The sequence below is a fragment of the Kitasatospora sp. NPDC086801 genome (genome assembly GCF_044745805.1).
Taxonomy (GTDB): domain Bacteria; phylum Actinomycetota; class Actinomycetes; order Streptomycetales; family Streptomycetaceae; genus Kitasatospora.
Map to the genome: position 1 here is coordinate 59858 of NZ_JBIVAX010000004.1, position 19323 is coordinate 79180.

Here is a 19323-nt window from a genome sequence, read left to right on the forward strand (position 1 = left end):
GGGCTACGATATTCCTCATCACCCAGATGCGCGGGTGGCGGAATAGGCAGACGCGCTGGATTCAGGTTCCAGTGCCCGAAAGGGCGTGGGGGTTCAACTCCCCCCTCGCGCACATAGGTCCTCGGACCAGAAGAGGCCGGTCGAACCGACATGACGTCGGATCGACCGGCCTCTTCGCTGTCCGGGCGCGCTTCCGGCCCCTCACTCGATGGTGAGGGGCCGGAAGCGTTGCGGCTGGTCAGGTGGGGTTGCCGGACCGACGGGACTGGGTGCGGGGTCGGCGAGAGGCAGTCGCGGATCGCGGATCGCGTCCCATGCTGGTCTCCTTCCTGGCGATGTACCGGCCCGGCGGCCAGGGGCTCGTCTTCGACGTCGACGCGGTGGGGACCATCCACCAGCAGGTTCCCGGAACCCGTGGTCTCGCGTGAACAAGTATGGTTCGCAGCAGCAGAGTTGAATCAATCGCCGAGAGCGGGACCGCCTCCCTCGGCCCTTACCCTGCGGAGGGGGCAAAAATGATCGAAACACCCGGTACGGACGCGCCACCGCCGACCGCTCAGGCCCAGGTGGGCTGGCTTGTGGACGCCTCGGCCCGGGTGCCGATGACGGACGCCGAGATCCACGACCACATAGCTGCGCCACTCCTGGCTGCCAGCGGCGGTCCGAACGCTTTCAACGCAGTGCTGCACCAACTGGGTCCGCTCACCCTGAACAAGATCGTCGAGTCGGGTCGGGATCGCGCGCAGGCGGCGGTCAGCGGCCGTGACGGCGACTACCTTCTACGGGTGTGTGTGGCTCCCTCGGGCCTGGTGAATGATGTGAGCCTCACTCCCGACGAGGCGCCGCTCTCGTCGTGGACCCAAGTCGACGACATGCTGGCCGAGTTAGGAGCCCGCGTGTCGTTCGCCGCATCGCGGATCGGCCCGGATGGGCGCTGCGAGCTGGTGCACGGTGTACGCGCCGACACCCAGCGGCCGATCGGCTCGGCGTTCAAACTGTACGTGCTGGGCGCACTCACGCAGGCCGTCAGCGAACAACGAGCGTCCTGGGACGAATCGCTGGTCATCCGCGATGACCACAAGAGCCTGCCCTCGGGCCGACTGCAGGACTACCCGGCCGGCACCGCGGTCACGATGGCCGAGTCCGCCGACTGCATGATCTCCCTCAGTGACAACACCGCGACCGACCACCTCATCCACCGGCTCGGCCAGGACGCGGTAGCGCACCAAATGGACCTGTTCGGCCACCAGCAGCCCCGAGCGAACATTCCGTGCCTGACCACCAAGGCGTTCTTCCAACTCAAGGCCAACCAGTACCCGGCCCGCGCGGACGAGTACCTGGCACTGCCCGAACACCACCGCTCCGCCGCGCTGCGGGAGCTTGAACGACTCCCCCTGCCCGATGTTCGCGAGACCTGGCCCCAGCCGAGGAAGATCGACCAGATCGAATGGTTCGCCTCACCGATCGACATCTGCAACGCCTACGCGGCGCTGTGGCGGTTCGACCAGCCCGAGATCGGGCACGCACTCACCCTCAACGACGACGGACTGAATCTGGCCCCGTCCCGGTTCCCGACCGTCTGGTACAAAGGCGGCAGCGAACCCGGAGTCGTCACGCTGAACTACCTGGCACACACGAGCGACGACCGCACTCTGGTCACCAGCCTGATGGTCTCGGACGCCGGTACAGCCCCTGACAAGGCCGCCACGGCGCTGAAAGGCCAGACCATCATCCGAGGCGCATTCGACTTGCTGACCTCACAGGATTGAATCCTGTCCTGTCCCGGGCCTTGAGGCCTCGCGTGAGCCACGGTCGCTGCGGCACCGCCGAACCACCACCCGGCTCCTGCTGAGGGTCAGCCCGTGGTTCCTCCCCGCAGGCCGTCCAGCACCATGTCCGTCAGGCGCTCCGGCAGATCCGGCTCGATCGGGCGGTGGCCGAGCAGGCAGCGGGTCTGGAGCGGGGCGCAGAGCAGTTCCAGTGCCAGGGCCGTGTCGGTGCCCGTCGGGAGTTCCCCGCGTTCGACGGCCCGGCTGACGATGACGCCGGCCTGGTCGAGGCGGGACTGCCAGAAGGTCTGCCAGGCCTCGGCGAGGTCGGGATCGTCGGAGCTGAGTGCGGCTGCCCGGGCGACGGACCGGCCGGTCGGGGTGGCGAGGTACTCGGCCAGCGCGCGGGCGAAGGCGGCCAGGTCGGTGCGGACGGCTCCGGTGTCGGGGACGGGGACGCCTTCGGTGCTGCCGGTGAGCATGGCGTCCAGCACGAGCTTCTCCCGGCTGCCCCAACGCCGGTACACCGTCGTCTCGTTGACCCCTGCGCGGGCAGCGACCCCGGCGATGCTGAGCCGGTCGATGCCCTCCTCGGCCAGCACCTCCGTGGCGGCGGCCAGGACGGCCTGGCGGACCCGCGCGGCACGGCCGCCCGGGCGGCGGCGGATCGGGTCCGGCTCTTCTTCGGTCATGTGTCGATCACCTCGGCCGCCACATTAACGCAAGAGCGCTTGCATTAGGTGCCGCTCGGGCGCATAGTCGCTAATGCAAGCGTTCCGGCTTTAAGTGCAGCAGGAGGCACCACCATGTCCTTCACCTGGCCCCTGGACCCGCAGGACCTGTTCGTCGAGCGCTACCCGCAGATGACCCTCGGCCTCCCCGCCGACGAGGTGGACGCGGTCCGCGTCGCCGTCACCGAGATGTGGCCCGACCGGCCCGGCAGCTGGGTGTACGAGTGGTCCGCCCTCGCCGCCCGGCACGCCGAGGCCGGGCGCCACCGCCTGGCCGCGCAGGCGTACGGCTGGGCCAAGTTCCCCACGCTCGCCGACGACCCGAAGCGCACCGCGCTCGCCCGCCAGGTCGAGCAGTACGTCCTCGCCGCCCCCGGCTTCCCGGTGGAGTTCGAGCGTCGCACGCTCACCGTCCCGTACCGCGGCGGCGACGCCACCCTGCCGATCCACCTGATGGCCGCCCCCGGCCTGCCCGCCGACGCGCCGGTCGTGCTGGCCAGCGGCGGCGTGGACTCCTGGAAGACCGATCTGCACGGCATGTGGGAGCAGCTCGCGTTCACCCTGCCGGCGCGGCTGCTGCTGTTCGACCTCCCCGGCACCGGCGAGACCGCCCACCTGCCGATGACCCCGGACGGCGGGGCCGAAATGATCGCCGGACTGGTCTCCTTCGCCCGCGCGGCCGGCAACGGGAAGGTCGGCCACTTCGGCATCTCGATGGGCGGCTACTACTCCGCCCGGACCGGACTGACGGGCGCGGTGGACGCCTCCGTGGTGCTCGGCGGCCCGGTGGAGCGTTCCTTCGCCCCCGGTCGCGGCTTCGCCTTCGGCATGGACGGCATCGTCGGCAACGCCCTGGGCTTCGACGCCGCGCCGAGCGGGGCCGAGCTCGAAAAGGCCTTCGCGGCCTTCGACCTGCGCCCGCTGCTGGACCAGGACGCCAACGGGCCGATGCTGGTGGTCAACGGCACCGAGGACGTCCACGTCCCCCTGGACGACACCCTGGTGTTCCAGGGCCGCCGGGACACCCGGGTCGAACTGATCCCGGACACCGGCCACTGCGCCATCTCGCGCTTCGGCGAGGCGATGGCCGTGATCGCCCCCTGGCTGAAGGACACCCTGGCCGGCTGATCCGGCGCTCCTGCCGCGGACGGCTCACCTGGCAGTCCGTTCAGGACGGCGGCGCCTTCCTCCGCCCGGCTGCTCCGCCCGGCTGCTCCGCCCGGCTGCTCCGCCCGGTTGCTCCGCCCGACTGTGTCGCCCGGCTGCTTCGGATGAGCAGCCGGGCTTTGCGCTGGTCAGATGGGGTGCGAGGGGTGGGGTGGATCAGTCGCCCTGAGGGGTGTCGGGCAGGTGGCCCTTCGGGGCCCAGGCTCGGGGGTCCTTGAGCATGTGTCGGCCGGAGGGGCGGCGGCGGGCCGGTCAGGGCGCGCCGATTCCGGCGTGGGCCTGCTCCAGGATGGCGGCCACCGCCCCGGACAGCGCGCTCCGTACGGTCCGGGGCGTGGTGAAGCGGCTGTGGTTCATCGCGCCGTGGCGCAGGATCAGCAGCGTGTCGGCCGCGCCCGCCGGGTCGGGGTGGCCGATGGCGGTGAGAGGTTCCAGCAGCCGCGCGCGGAACCAGGCCATGTGTTCCTGGATGGCCTGGCTGACGGGATGGTGCGGGTCGGGGTAGTCGGCGGCGGCGTTGATGAACGGGCAGCCGCGGAAACCCGGTGCGCAGAACTGTTCCGCGATCCCCGCGAACAGGGCCTCGACCGTCTCCTGCGGGGAGCGCCCGGCCGCCGCGGCGGCCTCGCGGAACGCCCGGTCGTGCTCGCGGACGTAGGCGAGGACCACCTCGTCCTTGGACGGGAAGTGTCGGTAGAAGGTCGCGTTCGCGACCGCCGACTCCCGGATCAGCTGGTTGATGCCCACCCCGCGCACGCCCTGCGTGTAGAAGAGCCGCATCGCCGCGGCCAGGATGCGTTCCCGCGGCGGACTGGAGTCGTTCGGCGTCATGACTTGACGCTAGCAGAAGGAACGTTCTACCTTCGGAGAGAGAACGGTGCTTCTACTCGAGGTGCCGGCCGCACCGCCGACCCGTGACCAGGTCGACGGCGCCCCCAAGCCCCGCCACCAAGGAGTCACCCCGCCATGCCCAGCAACCGCACCCCGGTCATGTTCATCCACGGCCTCTGGCTGCACTCCACCAGCTGGCAGGGCTGGGCCGACCGGTTCCGCGACGCCGGCTACGAACCGATCCTCCCCGAATGGCCCGGCGTCCCCGCCACCGTCGCCCAGGCCCGCAGGAACCCCGACCCCCAGGGCGGAATCGGCCTCGCCGAGATCTCCGCCCACCACGCCCGCATCATCCGCGACCTCGACACCCCGCCCGTCATCGTCGGCCACTCCGTCGGCGGCTTCATCGCCCAGCACCTCCTCGGCCAGAACCTCGCCCAGGCCGCCGTCGCCATCTGCCCCGGCCAGATCAAGGGCGTCAAGGCCGTCGGACCCGCCCAGGCCAAGTCCGCCTTCGCGTTCCTGCGCAACCCCGCCAACACCAAGCGCGCCGTCTCACTCAACCCCGAGCAGTTCCGCTACGCGTTCGCCAACGCCGTCTCCCAGCAGGAGTCCGACGAACTCTTCAGCGAGTGGACCATCCCCAGCCCCGCCCGCCCGCTCTTCCAACTCGCCCTGAGCAACTTCGCCCCGCACTCCCCCGCCAAGGTCGACACCCGCAACCAGAACCGCGGACCACTCCTCCTCCTGTCCGGCAAGCAAGACCACACCGTCCCCGACGTCCTCACCCGCTCCACCCACAAGCAGTACCGCAAGTCCTCCACCGTCACCGACTACCACCGCTTCGACGACCGCGGCCACTCCCTCACCGTCGACCACGGCTGGACCGAACTCGCCGACCACTCCCTCAACTGGCTCGACCAGCACCACATCAGCTGAGCAGCCAGCCCCCAGGTACGGCAGGACGCCCCGCGCGCCACAGGCAACGGCATCGAGGTGACGCCACGCGGCGAGCCGCCGGGCCGCCTCCCGGGGCTGGTCGAGCAGACCCACGCCTGCCGCCCGCACTCCAAGGCGGCCCACGGCAACACCCCGGTCACCCCGGTCGTCGAGCAGCCGCTCCCGTTGACCGACGGCGGTGTGCGCCGCACTGCGCACCGACCGCTTTTCGCCCCACGCCCGTCCGCCTTCCGGCCGGGCCCCCTCCTCCTCCCTAGGGAACATCATGCGTAATCGTCATGTCCGTGTGCGTACCGTGGCCCTCGCAGCAGCCGGGGCAGCCCTTCTGGGCGCCACCCTGACCCCCCTCGCGTCGGCCGACTCGGGCCCGGCCAAGGCGAAGCCGACCGTCGTGCTGGAGCACGGCGCGTTCGCGGACGCCTCCGGTTGGAACGGCGTGGCCAAGCGCCTCCAGCACGACGGCTACACCGTCATCGCCCCCGCCAACCCGCTGCGCGGACTGCCCGAGGACTCCGCGTACCTCACCAGCGTCCTCAAGAGCGTCCAGGGACCGATCGTGCTCGTCGGCCACTCCTACGGGGGCGCCGTCATCACCCAGGCCGCCGCCGGCAACCCCCAGGTCAAGGCGCTCGTCTACATCGCCGCGCTGATGCCCGAGAAGGGAGAGGTCCTCGGCGCGCTGACCGCGAGGTCCACCCAGGCGCAGTTGCAGCCCGCGCTCAAGCCCGTCCCGTACGCCAACGCCGACGGTACCGGCGGGACCGATCTGTACATTGACCCCGCCCGGTTCCACGACGTCTTCGCAGCCGACGTCCCCACCTCCGAGACCAGCCTCATGGCGGCCGAGCAGCGGCCCGTCACCGCCGCCACCTTCGCCTCCACCGCCACCGCCGCCGCCTGGCACACCATCCCGTCGTGGGCCATGATCGCCACCCAGGACAAGACCCTGGGCGCGGACGTGGAACGCTTCGAGGCCCAGCGCGCCGGTTCCCACACGGTAGAGGTCAACAGCTCGCACGTCGCGATGATCTCCCACCCCGGAGCCGTCACGCACCTCATCGAGGACGCCGCCCGCTCCACTTCCCGCTAGCCTTCCACTTCGTGACGGTCCGTCGTTCATCCGGCGGGCCGTTTCGGCTTGTCGAGGTGACAGCGGGCAGGTCGAGGCCGAGGGCAGCCGCCGCAGGCAGAGCGGCGAGGTGTTCCCTTGCCGGTCCCTCCATCCCATGGAGAGGGACCCCGCTCACCGAGGCCATCGAGCTGGCTAATCGACCTGCATTGCACAACGCCTGGCATCGCCGCCAAGGCCGTCGAGGCTCTCGACACAGTCTGTGATGGGGCCAGATGGCCCACATGCGGGGGCCGCCGACTGGTTCGGGTGCGGATTGCCCGCGCGAGCCGACCCACGCCGCGCCACCTGTGGTGTTCATATGGGCACTCAGTGTCATTGAAATGCTGTGGCGTGGGGCCCTCCAGTGATCACGCCCGACTGGAACGGAGGCGGTATGGCAGGGATCAGACGCGGCCCATCGCGCGGCGCTCTCGCCGCGGCGATCGGGCTGGCGGTCATCGGCATGACGGCGGGTTGGGGAGGAGGCGCGGCACTGGCCTCCCCGGCGCGGGGCACGGCGTCCGTCAGGTCTGCCGTCGCCTCGCCGGCGGACGGCACGGACGAGAGGTCCGGGACCCGGGCGCTGACCTGTCCGCCGACGCCTCTGTGGGCGAACACCGGCGGTGGCGGTGACCAGCTGTACTCGTACAGCCCGACCGGTACGCAGTTGTCCGACGTGCCGCTGGTGCGGGACTACGGGGACATCGCGTGGAGTGCGGACGGCACGACGCTGTACGGGGTGTCCTGGGAAGAAACCCCGGCGACGCTGTACACGATCAACCCGGCCACCGGCGCGGAGACCAGCTCGGTGGTGATCACCGGTCCGGCCGCGGTCGACGGATTCGACTTCAACGCGCTGAGCGCCCGCCCGGACGGCAGCCTGTTCGTCGGGTCGTTCTTCTCGAACCAGATCTGGACGATCAACCCGGCCACCGGGGTGAGCACGCTGTTCCCCGTCGCGTTCCCGGCCGGACTCGTCTCCTCGGGCGACTTCGTCACCCTGCCCGACGGCGATGTCCTCGGGACGGCCTTCAATCCGGGCACGCTGAACCCCACCGACTACTTCCGCATCCACCCGGACAACACGATCACCGAGATCGGGACCACCCCGAACTCCATCTACGGCATGGCCCAGTCCGGCGGCAATGTCTACGTCTTCCGCGCGAACGGCACCATCGAGGAGCTGGACGGCGTTCCGACCGCCTCCTCGACCGCGACGCTGCCCACCACGACGATCGCCAACACCGGGCACCGCTTCTACGGCGCCTCCGCCACCCAGGACAGCGGGAACTGCAACCTGCCGGCCGGCACCTCCTACACCGTCGCGAAGTCGGTCTCCCCGGCCGGCCCGGTGAACCAGGGCGACACCCTGACCTACACCGAGACCGTCACCAACACCGGCACCAACCCCGCCACCTTCGCGGGTTTCAGTGACGACCTGTCGGCCGTGCTGACGGACGGCACGCTGGTGCCCGGCTCCATCACCGCCAGCTCCGGCACCGCCGCCGTCACCGGGAGCACCCTGACCTGGTCGGGCACGCTGACGGCGCCGCCCGCCGCCGGGTCCACCGTGACCGTGACGTACCAGGTCAAGGTCAACAACCCCGACACCGGCAATCTCGCGCTGACCAACAACCTCGCGCCGACCATCGCCGGCGGCACCTGCGCGACCGCGACGGGCTGCACCACCACCGTGCTGGTCAACGTCCCCGCCTCGACGATCACCAAGGCGGCTGCGGAGAGTTCGTTCGTGGCGGGGCAGACGATCCACTACACGTACACGGTGACGAACAACGCCCCGGTGCCGATGACGAACGTCGCGGTCACCGACACCGGCCCCGGCACCCCGACGGTCACCTGCCCGGCGGGCCCGCTCGCACCGGGCGCCTCGGAGAACTGCACCGCGACCTACACCGCGACCGCAGCCGACGCCACGGCCGGGAAGATCACCGACACGGCGAACCTCTCTGGCACCGTCGGCACCCAGCCCGTGACCGCCACCAGCAACCAGGTCACCGTCCCGCTGCGGGCGCTGACCATCACCAAGTCCGCCGTCCAGCCCGACTTCACGGCCCCCGGCGAGACCCTCAACTACACCTACACCGTCACCAACACCGGCCAGATCCCGCTGACCAACGTGACGGTGACCGACCTGACGCCCGGTGTGACCGTCTCGGGCTGCGGCACCAACCAGCTCGCGCCCGGCCAGTCGACCACCTGCCAGGCCACCTACGTCACGACGGCGGCGGACGTCGCCGCCCAGAACGTGCCCGACCAGGGCCAGGTCACCGGCACCGACACCGGCGGGCAGACCGTCACCACCACCAGCAACAAGGTGAATACCCCGCTGGTCGCGATCACGGTGGTGAAGTCGGCCGCCGAGGCGCAGTTCACCGCCGCCGGGCAGACCATCCACTACACCTACACGGTCACCAACACCGGCGCCCAGCCGCTGACCAACATCGGGGTGGTCGACAACGGCCCCGGCACGCCGACCGTCACCTGCCCGACGGGCCCGCTCGCGCCGGGCGCCTCGGAGGACTGCGCCGCGACCTACACCACGACCGACGCGGACGTCGCCGCGGGCAAGGTGGTGGACACCGCGCAGGTGACCGGCACCACGCCGAGTGGTCAGAGCATCACCTCGACCAGCAACAAGGTGACCGTGCCCTTCGCCGGTCTGAAGGTCGTCAAGGCCGTCCAGGAGACCTCGTTCTCCGCCGCCGGGCAGGCCCTGCACTACACCTTCACCGTCACCAACACCGGTGACGTGGCGCTGAGTTCGCTCAGTGTCGCGGACTCCGGCCCGGGCACGCCGGCCGTCTCCTGCCCGGTGACCACCCTGGCCCCGGGCGCGTCCACCACCTGCACCGCGACCTACGCCACCGCCGAGTCCGACGTGCAGGCCGGGAAGATCACCAACACCGCGACCGTCACCGGCACCACCCCCGACGGCGCCCCCGTGACCGCCACCAGCAACACCGTGACCATCGTCGCCTGCACCCCCTGCGAGGACCAGGACCACGGCGGCTGCGACGGCCACAACCCGGGCGGCCACGGCGGCTGGGGCGACCACCACCCGGGCCCCGGCCAATGGGACAACCACCCCAACGGGGGGATCGCCCTCGCCCACGCCGGCACCCAGGTGCAGACCGCAGGCATCGCCGGAGGCTGGCTCCTGGCCGTGGGGGCACTGCTGACCCGATTCGCCCAGACCCGCAAGCGCCAGAGCAACGGCACCAGGTAGGCCACGAACACGGCACCGGCCAGGACGACCCACGGCCGAACACCGGATGCCGACGGAACACGCGGCCCGGGAACCCCAGGTTCCCGGGCCGCACCACCGCCCGCGACGGACACCCGGACCACGCAGCCACAGCCACCCCGCCCGGTCAGGGCACGGCGGCTCCCGGACCGGCTCGGTCCAGCACGGCTTTGCCGGCCTCCGGGCCGCCACGCACCACCCCCGGACGTCGACGCTGACGAAAGCGCAGGGGCTCGGCGGGCACTGCGCACGACCGGCGCCGTTGCCGGGGCTCCCGGCCTGGCGGGTCACGTCGCGGACGGATGCGCGGTCCGTCCTCGTGCGTGTCGTCCTGTGCCGCCTGCCACCAGGGTGTCCCACGTAGGGGTGGTCGGGCCAGCCGCTCGGTTCAGCAGGGATGGCGGCGGTGGCGGCCGCCCGGTGCGTTGCGCGCGCCTGGCAGCCATGATTGGGTCGCCCGGTGAAGCTTCTGTTGACGGCGAGCGGCCTGCGTAACGCGACGCTGCGGGATGCACTGCGGGACCTGCTGGGAAAGCCGTTCGAGTCGGCGAACATCGTGTACGTGCCCACGGCATCCGTCGCCGAGCCCGGTGACCACGGGTGGTTCGTCGCGGATATGAGCCGACTGCACGGTCTCGGCTGGCGGGAGTTCGACGTCCTGGAGCTGAACGGCCTGCCTCGGCAGATGGTGCTTGACCGGCTGTCGCACGCCGATGTCGTTTATGTCGAGGGCGGCAGCCACTACCATCTCGCGCGCAGCATCACCGGCAACGGTCTGGCCGAGGGCTTCCTGGAAGTGCTGGAGAGCCGGGTCTATGTGGGGGTGAGCGCCGGGTCGATGATCTTCAGCCGGAATCTCACCGAGCATTCCGCCGACGTCATCGGGGATGCCGCGGACCTGCACGTGCTCGGCGCTACGACGGTGGAGCCGCCCTTCGGCCTCTTCGCCTGGTATCTGAAGCCACACCTGTACTCGCCGGACTTCCCGGAGCGGGATGACGCCTGGGCCGATCGCATCGTCGAGCGGGCGGACTTCCCGATCTATTTCATCGACGACGACACGGCCATTCGCGTCAGCGACGACGAAGTGGACGTCATCTCCGAAGGCCGGTGGCGGTTTCATCCGTGACTCAACGCGCGATGCGGCGCCTCAGCGCCTGCCCCCGGTTGGTGCACTTCAAGCGGTTCAACCTGCTTCCAGTCCGCGGCAGAGCGGGAACGTGAGGGGCGGCGCCCGCCGTCACCGGGGAGGGGCCAGCTCTCTCGGGCGTCGGCCGGTGCAAGTAACCGGCCGTCACGGGCGGCCGGCCAACCCGACACCATGTCGGTTCGACCGGCCGCATTGCTTCGTGGAGCGCGATCTGCCCCTCGTCAACTTCGCCGGGGGGCAGATCTGTTGGCGCTGATCGAGCGGGTTGCTCGGGGTGGGTCGGTCAGGCCTTGACGAGGACGTAGGTGCCGGTGCCGTCCGGCTTGCCCATGCTGTACTGGTGCAGGGGCTGGCCGTCGGCCTTGCGGTCGTGTCCGATCATGTAGCCGGTGTACTTGTTCTGGACGCCGATCTTGTCGCTGCCCGGGACATCGCGGTAGACGTAGAACCGCTGCAGGTCGTCGACCTTGCAGTCGGCCTGCTGCAGGATGGCTCCCTCGTCGGCGGCGGTCGGTGCCGCGATGGCCAGGCACTTGTTGTTCGAGCGGTTGATCAGGATCTGCTCCGCGATGCCGTTCTCCGCAGGGCCGCTGCACAGCTGCCACTGGTCCTGTCCCGCCGGCCAGGTCTGGGCGGCGGCAGGCCGCAGCTGGACACTGTTGCTCAGGTCCAGGAATCCGGGCGCGGACCAGAACAGCGCGCGGTCGGGTGTGCCGATCTTGTAGCTGGCCGCGTCGCAGGTGAAGCCGGGCGGCGCGGTGGTGCCGGGGAATCCGGGCCAGTCCTGCTGGGCCGCTGTCTTGGCGGGAGCGGCCGCAGTGGCCGCCCCGTCCGCGGCGGGGGCGCGTTCGGTGCGGAGCGTGGCGGCGCCGCAGCCGAGGATGTCCTGGGCCTTGCGCATGATGCTGCTGGCGGGCACGGCGTCCTCGCAGCGCACCGCGCCCTCTTCCAGGGTGGTGTAGGTGGTGTAGCTGCCCCCGCCCGGGCCTTCGACCCACTTGGTGGCGAATGTGCCGTTGCCCGTGTCGACGCGGTTGCAGTTCAGGCTGCCGTACTGGCCGGTGACCTTCCGCGTCCCCTCGTACAGGGCGTAGTAGCCGGGCTTGCGGAAGTCCCAGGTGATCGACTTCGACTCGCTGCTGGTCGTGGAGGCTTCCATCTTGACGCTCAGGCCCGCGCTCGCCTCGACCTTGGCGAGGGTCGCGAGATCGAAGGCGCCCTTGATCGAGAGGTCGAGGCCGACCGAGACCGTCACCACCGACTGCGTACTGGTCTGCACGGTCTGGGTGCCCGTCGCGCCGTCGGTGATGTACCAGCCCTTGAAGTGCGTGATCGTCGGGACGATCTGGGTGGACTTGATGAACGGGTAGCGCGTGCCGAGATCCGCGGCCGTACAGGTGCCGCCGAGCTCGGGCTGTCCCGCCACGGTGGTGGCCGGCTGCCCCGATGCGGGAGCGGGAGCGGGAGCGGCGGCCGCGGCCGGGGCGAGGGCCGTCATGGTGCCGAGCGAGCAGGCCGCGGCCGCGGTGAGGGCGACCAGCCCTCCGACCCGGCGGCCGGATGATCGTGAGTGGCGCATCGTTGTTCCCCCCTGGGGCCCGGACCCCGCGTCATGGCGGGCGGGAGCCGAGGCCGATGGTGTGGTCGGCGTGATGGTGCCGGTCGCAAACGAACATAGCGGCGGCAATATTGACAGGGCCATGTCGGAATCGGTCAACGTGGCCATCGGTCGGGGCAGGTCGGAATGGCCGGTTCCCCGATCGCGCGAGCGGCAGGCGCCCCGCCACGGTCATGGCCGTGCGGCGCGGGGTGCGGGAGCACCGGTCCGGCCGGGAGCAGGCGCGGTCGCCGGACATCGGGGCCGTCCGGGGCCCGGGCGGCCGGCCTTGATCTGATGAGGCGTCACATCCGTGGCCATTCGCGGCCCTTCGCGACCATCCGTGGACGTCGGGCCGAGCCGAGCCCCGGCCACCGGCCGGACCGCCCCCACCCGTGCACCGGTACTCCGGGCCGGGCGGATATCCGGTCACCTCAACCTGGCCGATGCTCTCCCTCTCCGCGAATATCCGCGCCCTGCAACGCCATGGCGGCATCCGGTCGTTCCTGGCCGACCCGGCCCCGGGCGTCGCCCACTTTGCGGCCGGCGGCGCTACTGCGCCCGGCCGTCGAAGCGGTGGCGTGCCGCCTGGATGTGGTCGAGGTGGTGGTGCGTCCAGCGGCAGATGCCATGGATGGTGGCCTGCAGTTCCCGGCCGGCTCCGGTGAGGTTGTAGTCCACCCGCGGGGGCACGGTGGCGTACGCGGTGCGGTCGACGATGCCGTCCCGCTCCAAGGTGCGCAGGGTCTGGGCCAGCATCTTGTGGCTGATGCCCTCGACCTGCATGCGCAACTGGTTGAAACGCAGGGTCTCCGCGCCGAGGGCATCGACGATCAGCAGCGCCCACTTGGTGGCGATGCCGGCGAAGACCTCGTTGGCCAAGGAGTTGATCCGTCCTGAGGAGTCGGTCTCCACGGTCACCTCTGGGTTCCTCTCGCACCGAAAAGTACGTTCTTGCCGGTCAACCCTAGCTCTCCTACGGTGCGTAGGTAACTGCTGGAGAGTCAGAACAGTAAGGGGGAGCGGCATGGCCGTCCTCAAGACCTATGCCCGGCTGTGGAGCACGGACCTGGACACGGCACTCCCCCCGCTGATCGAACTGGTGGGCGCGGAATGCGACCTGCGCTTCGAGTTCGGTCCGGTGGAGGTGGCCGCCGTCGGGGACTTCCTGGTGATCGCGGGCCCTGCGGAAGCCGCGGCCGAGTTGCCCGGCGCGTCCGCGACCGTCATCGTGAGCGATCTCGCGGAGACGCAGGCGCTGCTCCGCGCACACGGTGCCGAGATCACCTTCGGACCGGCCGAGGGCCTGACCGGCTCCTACCTGTTCGCCCGCCACCTCGACGGCGCCGAAGTCGAGTACGTCCAGTGGAAGCCGGAACTGCGGGACCGGATCCTGAAGTAGGGCCACCCCGCCGGAAGCCCGTCGCCCGCAGCGAGGACCGCGCCTGCCGGCGTCACCGTCCACGACGAAGAGCTCGCAGTCACCGACGGGGGGGGCGCCTCGGAAGCCGCCTGCCTTCTCGACGGGCACTGCGACGAACACTGCGACGAACACCGCGACGGGCACCGCGACGGGCACCGCGACGAACACCCACGTGCTTCCGGCCCCTCACTCGGTGGTGCGGGGTCGGAAGCGTTGTGGCTGGTCGGGTGGGGTTCGTGAGGGGGCGGGTCGGTTGGTGGTGCGGTAGCCGGTCAGGGGCGTTATGGCACCATATGGCTGACCGTGAGAGCGGACGACAGCCTCTACCCCCGCAAGGAGCGCCGCCGTGTCCGAACAGCCGTCCCCCGTTCCGGCCGGGCGCCAGCTCACCTGGCCGTGGTTCCTGGCGGTGGTCGTGGTCTACCTCGCGATCATCCAGGGGCTCGGCGCGCTCATCGGCGTCGACCGTGGCAGCGGCGGCAGCCAGTTCTCGACCACCGAGTCGATCGTCCGCAACGGCGTGATTCCGATCGGCCTGTCGATCGTCTTCGGTGCGGCGGTGGTGACCTGGCTCGGCTGGTGGGGCAGCATCATGAGCTACCGCGTTCCGGTGCGGCGCTGGGTGCGGTTCGTACCGATCTCAATGCTGGTCGCCGCCGTCCTCGCAGTGAACTACCCCAACCTCGCGGACCAGCCGCTCACCCTGGTGCTGAGCCTGATCGTGATCACCCTTTTCGTCGGCATCGGCGAGGAGTTGATGTTCCGCGGCATCGGCGTCCAGGTCTTCAAGCGCGCCGGCCTCAGCGAGGGCAAGGTCGCCCTCTGGTCCTCCGTGCTCTTCGGCGTCGTCCACGTCAGCAACGCCTTCGGCGAAGGCGCCCAGGCGATCCTGCAGGCCGTGGTCGTCTCCACCTCCGGCTACTTCTTCTACCTCTGCCTTCGGGTCGGCTCCACCCTCCTGCTGCCGATGCTCGTGCACGGCCTGTGGGACTTCAGCCTCATCTCCAACACGGCCGGCACCGACCCCGAGACCTCTCCTGGGATCGCCCTGCCGATCCTGCTCCAGGTCGTCCTGATCGTCCTCGTGATCGTCAAGCGCCGATCCATCGAACCGGCCACCCGCGCCGACGGCACCGGCCCCCGCCCGCCGACCGCGCACCGCACAGCCGACCGCTGACAGACCGGCCCGTACCGGTCCTCCGCCGCACACGCTCAGCCGGGCCCCCGAGAACTGGTGCGGGCCGGGCCCGACTCCGCCCCCAGGGCTCCGCCCGCCGCCCCGGGCCGAGGATGAGGGCCGGGGCGGCGGGCGGAGCGACGCGCGGGTGCGGTCAGGCTTGTGTGATCAGGCTTGCGCGGTCAGGCCTTCGTGGTGCCCGGCTGCTGGCCCGGGGCGTCGGCGGCGGCGCGCTTGAGGACGGCGGTGTTCGCGGTGACGGTGCCGGGCTTGACCCCGTAGGCCTCGGTGACCTGGACGCTGCGCTCGCCCAGGAAGGCGTAGGAGCTGCGGTCGAAGATGACCTCGTCGCGGGAGCCGGTGGCGGCGTTGGTACGGGCGATGGCGATGCCGGTGCGCCCGGCGGCGTCGGTGGCACTGTCGAGAAGGACGACACCGGGGATGCGGGCCGCGGCCTGGTAGAGCGCGGCGGCGAGCTTGCCGGGGACGGCCTGTTCGCGGATCAGGTCGGCGATGGTGACGAACGCCTCCTGGTCCGGCCCGTTGCCGCTTCCCTTGGTCTCGGCGTAGATCTTCTGCAGCAGTTCCTGCGAGTCGGTGGGCAGGGTGCGCAGGTAGTCGTAGGAGGGCGCGTTCAGGTAGGCGCCGGTGCCCGATTCGAGTGCCTTGCCGCCTTCCGGGGACTTGCCCTCCTCGGTGAGCCAGCCCGTGCGGCCGTCGGCCGAGTGCCAGACCTGCCGCTGGTGGGGCTTCTCGACCCACACGTTCGGCGTGCCGCTGCCGGCGTCGATGGAGCCCGTGAGGTGGGAGACGGTGCTCTCGATGTAGACGTACTGCCCCGGGCGCAGGACGAGGTCCGGCGCGGCCGCGGCGGCCAGCGAGATCCGCTCCACCGCGCCGGCCAGGCCCGCGGTGTCGCCCACCGAGACCTGGACGACGGGCGCCGCGACGCGCTCGTCCTGCCCGGGGGCCTTCTCCGGGCCGCCGAACGTGGTGACCGCCACGGTGGCGGCCAAGGCGAAGGCCGCCACCGCGGAGGGCAGCGCGATCAGCAGCCGCCGACGGCTCCTGGCCCCGGTGCGGACCGGCACCGCGGGTGCGGCGGTGGGTGCGTGGGTGGTTTCGGGGGTGCGGGTGATCTCGTTCATCAGGAACTCCTCGATCTGGCGCTGTCGGCCGAGCGGGGCGGCCGGTGCTCCGGCCGGGGGCAGCAGGTGCCTCAGCTCCGCGTCGTCAAGCGGCTGCTGCCGCTCCGGGGTGCTGGTCATCTGTTCCACTCCTTGTTCGACCGGGCCGGAACCATCCGGCCACCCTGTACTTGTCCGACTGTCCGCAGGGGTTCCCCGCGGGTTTTCGAGGCCCGCCGCAGTTCCTTGTCGGCCAGATCACGCAGTCTGGTCCGGGCCCTGGAGAGCCTGGAGCGCACGGTGCCGACCGGGATGCCAAGAGCCTCGGCGGCCTCGGGGTAGCTGAGGCCCGCCCACACGCACAGCGAGAACACCTCCCGCTCCCCGCGCCGCAGCTTCTCCAACGCCGCCCTGGCGGCCAGCAGTTGATCGCGGTCGGCGAGCCGGCCGACCACCTCGTCGGCGAAGTCCGGGGCGGGTTCGGCGAGCGGCATGCGGGCGAGGGCGGCCGCATGACGGCGGGCGGCCCTGGCCCGGTTGCGCAGCACGTTGACGGTGATGCCCATCAACCACGGGCGAGGAGTGGTCCCCTCGTCGCGGAGCTTGTCCCGCAGTCGCCAGGCCTCCAGGAAGACCACCGCCATGACGTCCTCGGCACCGGCCCGGTCACCGCTCACCCGGACCGCGTGCGACAGCACCGCCTGCGAGTGCTCCTGGAACAACTGCCGGAAGGCGCCTGGGTCCCCGGCTCTGATCCGTTCGTGCAGAGAAAAGTCCACACCTCTGGTTGTCCTGCCGCCACGGGACGGTTCCGGTGACCTGCGTCACAGGCCGCGGCCCCCTCGCTCTTCATTCCCTTCACCGCCGTGTCGCCGGGGTGGGGCAGTGCGGCGGTGAGCCCGAAGGAGTGGTGTTCGCCGGACCCTGCGGCGGGAGCGGCGCCCGGTTCCCGAACGAGGGGCCCGTCGGCTACCGGGGCAAGGTCTCCGACTGACAGTCGCCCCCACGGTGCTCCGGGGTTCCTGCCGTCCGAAGGCCCCTTCTCGCGCCTGCTTCCCGCGCCTGCTTCTCGCGCCCGCGGAACACGCCTGCTTCTCGCGCCTGCTTCCCGCGCCCGCGGAACGCGCCGCCACCGGGCCCCCCGAAGAGGCCGGTCGACCCGACATCACGTCGGATCGACCGGCCTCTTCGCTGCTCGGAAGCGTCAGGCGATTCCCACGCTCGCGCCGAACTCGAACGTCCCGGTCTCGCCCGGATTCACCACACTGATGACAGACCCCGCGCAGCCCGGCTGGTCGTAGACCTGGGCGGGCTGGTCGGTGCGGTTCTCGACGATGAGGGGCCAGATGTCGCTGCCGTAGCAGCCCGAGGGATTGTCGTAGGACTTGAATCCGACCCGGAGCTGACCGGTGGCCGCCTGGGCCGAGCCGGGCACCGCCACTGCCACCACCGCGGCCAGGGCCACCGCGCCGAGGGCCTTGCTGATCCGTCGCATGTCGTCACTCCAGAGTGTCCGGGGAGCCGCCGCGGATGGCGGCTGCGCCGGAGGACTGCCCCGATTCGTCGCAGGTCACAGCCACGCAGCGGCCGAAACCACCTGATCGGGTGCCTGGGGTCGCCGTGCGGTTGGCGGCCTGCTTGCTGTTTGCTGCTTGCGCTACTTGGCGAAGCGGACCTCCGGGAAGGCCGCCGAGGGCGCGTCCAGCAGTCGGCTCGGGCGGTTGAGCAGGTGCCGGTCGAAGAACGCGCTGAGGTACGCCCGGGTGGTGGCGAGCGCACGGTCGCCCTTGAGGGTGCCGTACTGCGCCGGGGTGGTGTCGGGCGGCAGCTGGTCACGGATGCCGAGGGCGTCCACCAACCAGGGCATGTCGCAGAACGACAGGTGGCCGGCGTCCGGCAGGTCCAGCCAGCGCTTCCAGCCGGTCAGGTGCTGCCAGGTCTCGTCCCAGTTGGCGGTCCCGGGCGTGCCGGCGTGCCGCTGGGCGCCGAGCAGCAGCACCGGGCGGGAGAGGCCGTCGGCCGGCAGCGGGACGAAGAAGTCGCCGTCCAGGTCGGCGGCGGCCCGGATCCGCCCGTCCTCGCGCATCGCCTCGATGGCGCTCGCGCCGCCGATCGAGTGGCCGGCCGCGCCGATCCGGGAACGGTCGACCTGCAACCCGCGGACGAGCCCGGGCCCGGGCGCGGTCAACTGGTCGATCAGGAAGCTGATGTCCTTCGCCCGGCTGCGGGTGACCTCGGCCGCCCGCTGCTCGTCCACCCGGTCGCAGATCAGGCAGGTCTCCACCCGCCCGTCGGGGAACTGCACGACCGTCTCGTAGGTGTGGTCCAGCGCGGCCACCACGTAGCCCCGGGCCGCGAGGTCCTCGGCGAGGCCGGTGAGCGAGCTGCGGCTGTAGCCGTAACCGGGGGAGAGCACGACCACGGGGTGCCGCCCGGGCGCGGGCACCGTACGGGCCTTCACGCCCGTCCCCACGGAGCTGAGGTCCGGGGCGCCGAACAGGGCGGTCGACACCTCGGGGGACATGTACGGCAGTTGCTCCCCGTGCTCCCCGCGCGCGGACTGCGCCGGGTACCAGAGGGTGGCCATCAGCTCGCGGGTGGCGGCGTCCGCCCGCCAGGGGTCGTGCCGGGCGGTGTCCACCAAGTGGACGGACGTGGCGCCGATCGGCCGGCGCGTGGTCGGCGCGGGTACCTGTGGTACCTGCGGCGCCTGCGGCACCTGCGGCACCTGCGGCGCCTCGGCCGCCGCACTCAACGAGAGCGTTCCGATTGTCGGGGAAGCCGCCAGCGCGGCCTGCGGACCGGCCAGTGAAAGCAGGACGGCAATGGGCACGGCGAGCAGCGCAGCAGTCCGCCACCGAGGAGTTGTCGACATACCGCCACGCTAGGCCCGCCCCCACCCCCGCCGCGTCCTGCCCGCGGCCCAACCCCCTCCACCCCAGGTCGGACCCGCCACGCCGACCGAGCCCCCCGCTGGGACGAGCCCGCCTCCACCTGAGCGCCCTTGCGCAAGTC

General features: G+C 71.1%; 16 protein-coding genes and 1 tRNA gene. 9 read left to right on the top strand and 8 right to left on the bottom strand.

Annotated elements, in window-relative coordinates; translation table 11 throughout:
* Window positions 1-28 precede the first annotated feature (28 nt).
* Window positions 29-112 (top strand) — tRNA-Leu (locus tag ACIPLC_RS07185).
* Between the two features lie 403 nt (window positions 113-515).
* Window positions 516-1769, top strand: a complete 1254-nt coding sequence (locus ACIPLC_RS07190; RefSeq protein WP_400471903.1) for a serine hydrolase — start codon at window positions 516-518, stop codon at window positions 1767-1769.
* A gap of 86 nt (window positions 1770-1855) precedes the next feature.
* Here the strand turns inward: ACIPLC_RS07190 and ACIPLC_RS07195 are convergent, their stop codons facing one another.
* Window positions 1856-2461, bottom strand: coding sequence for a TetR/AcrR family transcriptional regulator (locus ACIPLC_RS07195; RefSeq protein ID WP_400471905.1), 606 nt, complete (start codon window positions 2459-2461; stop codon window positions 1856-1858).
* Between the two features lie 114 nt (window positions 2462-2575).
* Between ACIPLC_RS07195 and ACIPLC_RS07200 the strand changes: the two genes are divergently transcribed.
* The gene (locus ACIPLC_RS07200) at window positions 2576-3628 is read left to right on the top strand and encodes an alpha/beta hydrolase (protein ID WP_400471907.1); all 1053 of its coding nucleotides are present in this window, start codon (window positions 2576-2578) and stop codon (window positions 3626-3628) included.
* A gap of 291 nt (window positions 3629-3919) precedes the next feature.
* Here the strand turns inward: ACIPLC_RS07200 and ACIPLC_RS07205 are convergent, their stop codons facing one another.
* Window positions 3920-4498 carry a TetR/AcrR family transcriptional regulator gene (locus ACIPLC_RS07205; RefSeq protein ID WP_400471909.1) on the bottom strand — a complete coding sequence of 193 codons (579 nt, stop codon included), beginning with the start codon at window positions 4496-4498 and terminating at the stop codon, window positions 3920-3922.
* A gap of 135 nt (window positions 4499-4633) precedes the next feature.
* Here ACIPLC_RS07205 and ACIPLC_RS07210 point away from each other — a divergent pair, with 135 nt between their 5' ends.
* From ACIPLC_RS07210 to ACIPLC_RS07225, 4 genes are all read left to right on the top strand, one after another.
* The gene (locus tag ACIPLC_RS07210) at window positions 4634-5437 is read left to right on the top strand and encodes an alpha/beta hydrolase (protein ID WP_400471911.1); all 804 of its coding nucleotides are present in this window, start codon (window positions 4634-4636) and stop codon (window positions 5435-5437) included.
* Between the two features lie 316 nt (window positions 5438-5753).
* On the top strand, window positions 5754-6548 hold the full coding sequence (locus ACIPLC_RS07215; protein ID WP_400471913.1) for an alpha/beta fold hydrolase: 795 nt from the start codon (window positions 5754-5756) through the stop codon (window positions 6546-6548).
* 415 nt (window positions 6549-6963) lie between these two features.
* A complete protein-coding gene (locus tag ACIPLC_RS07220; RefSeq protein WP_400471915.1) occupies window positions 6964-9816 on the top strand; it encodes a CARDB domain-containing protein in 2853 nt (950 codons plus the stop codon).
* Window positions 9817-10294: 478 nt separating this feature from the next.
* Complete coding sequence (locus ACIPLC_RS07225; RefSeq protein WP_400471917.1) at window positions 10295-10963, top strand: Type 1 glutamine amidotransferase-like domain-containing protein; 669 nt, start codon at window positions 10295-10297, stop codon at window positions 10961-10963.
* A gap of 304 nt (window positions 10964-11267) precedes the next feature.
* Here the strand turns inward: ACIPLC_RS07225 and ACIPLC_RS07230 are convergent, their stop codons facing one another.
* Together ACIPLC_RS07230 and ACIPLC_RS07235 are read right to left on the bottom strand one after the other, a co-directional pair.
* Window positions 11268-12563, bottom strand: a complete 1296-nt coding sequence (locus ACIPLC_RS07230; protein ID WP_400471919.1) for an RICIN domain-containing protein — start codon at window positions 12561-12563, stop codon at window positions 11268-11270.
* A gap of 570 nt (window positions 12564-13133) precedes the next feature.
* A complete protein-coding gene (locus ACIPLC_RS07235) occupies window positions 13134-13502 on the bottom strand; it encodes a winged helix-turn-helix transcriptional regulator (protein ID WP_400471921.1) in 369 nt (122 codons plus the stop codon).
* A gap of 106 nt (window positions 13503-13608) precedes the next feature.
* Here ACIPLC_RS07235 and ACIPLC_RS07240 point away from each other — a divergent pair, with 106 nt between their 5' ends.
* Window positions 13609-13983: a VOC family protein gene (locus ACIPLC_RS07240; RefSeq protein ID WP_400471923.1), complete on the top strand. Its 375-nt coding sequence runs from the start codon at window positions 13609-13611 to the stop codon at window positions 13981-13983.
* 367 nt (window positions 13984-14350) lie between these two features.
* The gene (locus ACIPLC_RS07245; protein WP_400471925.1) at window positions 14351-15181 is read left to right on the top strand and encodes a lysostaphin resistance A-like protein; all 831 of its coding nucleotides are present in this window, start codon (window positions 14351-14353) and stop codon (window positions 15179-15181) included.
* A gap of 182 nt (window positions 15182-15363) precedes the next feature.
* Here the strand turns inward: ACIPLC_RS07245 and ACIPLC_RS07250 are convergent, their stop codons facing one another.
* The 4 genes from ACIPLC_RS07250 to ACIPLC_RS07265 all read right to left on the bottom strand — a co-directional run bounded on the left by ACIPLC_RS07250 (window position 15364) and on the right by ACIPLC_RS07265 (window position 19183).
* Entirely contained in the window at window positions 15364-16449 is a 1086-nt protein-coding gene (locus ACIPLC_RS07250) for a CU044_5270 family protein (RefSeq protein WP_400471926.1), read from the bottom strand.
* On the bottom strand, window positions 16446-17087 hold the full coding sequence (locus tag ACIPLC_RS07255; protein ID WP_400471928.1) for an RNA polymerase sigma factor: 642 nt from the start codon (window positions 17085-17087) through the stop codon (window positions 16446-16448). The genes ACIPLC_RS07250 and ACIPLC_RS07255 overlap by 4 nt, the downstream gene beginning before the upstream one ends.
* Before the next feature lie 425 nt (window positions 17088-17512).
* Window positions 17513-17803 carry a hypothetical protein gene (locus ACIPLC_RS07260; RefSeq protein WP_400471930.1) on the bottom strand — a complete coding sequence of 97 codons (291 nt, stop codon included), beginning with the start codon at window positions 17801-17803 and terminating at the stop codon, window positions 17513-17515.
* A gap of 162 nt (window positions 17804-17965) precedes the next feature.
* Complete coding sequence (locus tag ACIPLC_RS07265; protein WP_400471932.1) at window positions 17966-19183, bottom strand: alpha/beta hydrolase family protein; 1218 nt, start codon at window positions 19181-19183, stop codon at window positions 17966-17968.
* Window positions 19184-19323: the final 140 nt, after the last annotated feature.

Bases quoted from the DNA above. Each gene is read 5' to 3' on its own strand.
- ACIPLC_RS07190 (WP_400471903.1), top strand. From the start codon at position 516: ATGATCGAAACACCCGGTACGGACGCGCCACCGCCGACCGCTCAGGCC.
- ACIPLC_RS07195 (WP_400471905.1), bottom strand. From the start codon at position 2,461: ATGACCGAAGAAGAGCCGGACCCGATCCGCCGCCGCCCGGGCGGCCGT.
- ACIPLC_RS07200 (WP_400471907.1), top strand. From the start codon at position 2,576: ATGTCCTTCACCTGGCCCCTGGACCCGCAGGACCTGTTCGTCGAGCGC.
- ACIPLC_RS07205 (WP_400471909.1), bottom strand. From the start codon at position 4,498: ATGACGCCGAACGACTCCAGTCCGCCGCGGGAACGCATCCTGGCCGCG.
- ACIPLC_RS07210 (WP_400471911.1), top strand. From the start codon at position 4,634: ATGCCCAGCAACCGCACCCCGGTCATGTTCATCCACGGCCTCTGGCTG.
- ACIPLC_RS07220 (WP_400471915.1), top strand. From the start codon at position 6,964: ATGGCAGGGATCAGACGCGGCCCATCGCGCGGCGCTCTCGCCGCGGCG.
- ACIPLC_RS07230 (WP_400471919.1), bottom strand. From the start codon at position 12,563: ATGCGCCACTCACGATCATCCGGCCGCCGGGTCGGAGGGCTGGTCGCC.
- ACIPLC_RS07240 (WP_400471923.1), top strand. From the start codon at position 13,609: ATGGCCGTCCTCAAGACCTATGCCCGGCTGTGGAGCACGGACCTGGAC.
- ACIPLC_RS07250 (WP_400471926.1), bottom strand. From the start codon at position 16,449: ATGACCAGCACCCCGGAGCGGCAGCAGCCGCTTGACGACGCGGAGCTG.
- ACIPLC_RS07260 (WP_400471930.1), bottom strand. From the start codon at position 17,803: ATGCGACGGATCAGCAAGGCCCTCGGCGCGGTGGCCCTGGCCGCGGTG.
- ACIPLC_RS07265 (WP_400471932.1), bottom strand. From the start codon at position 19,183: ATGTCGACAACTCCTCGGTGGCGGACTGCTGCGCTGCTCGCCGTGCCC.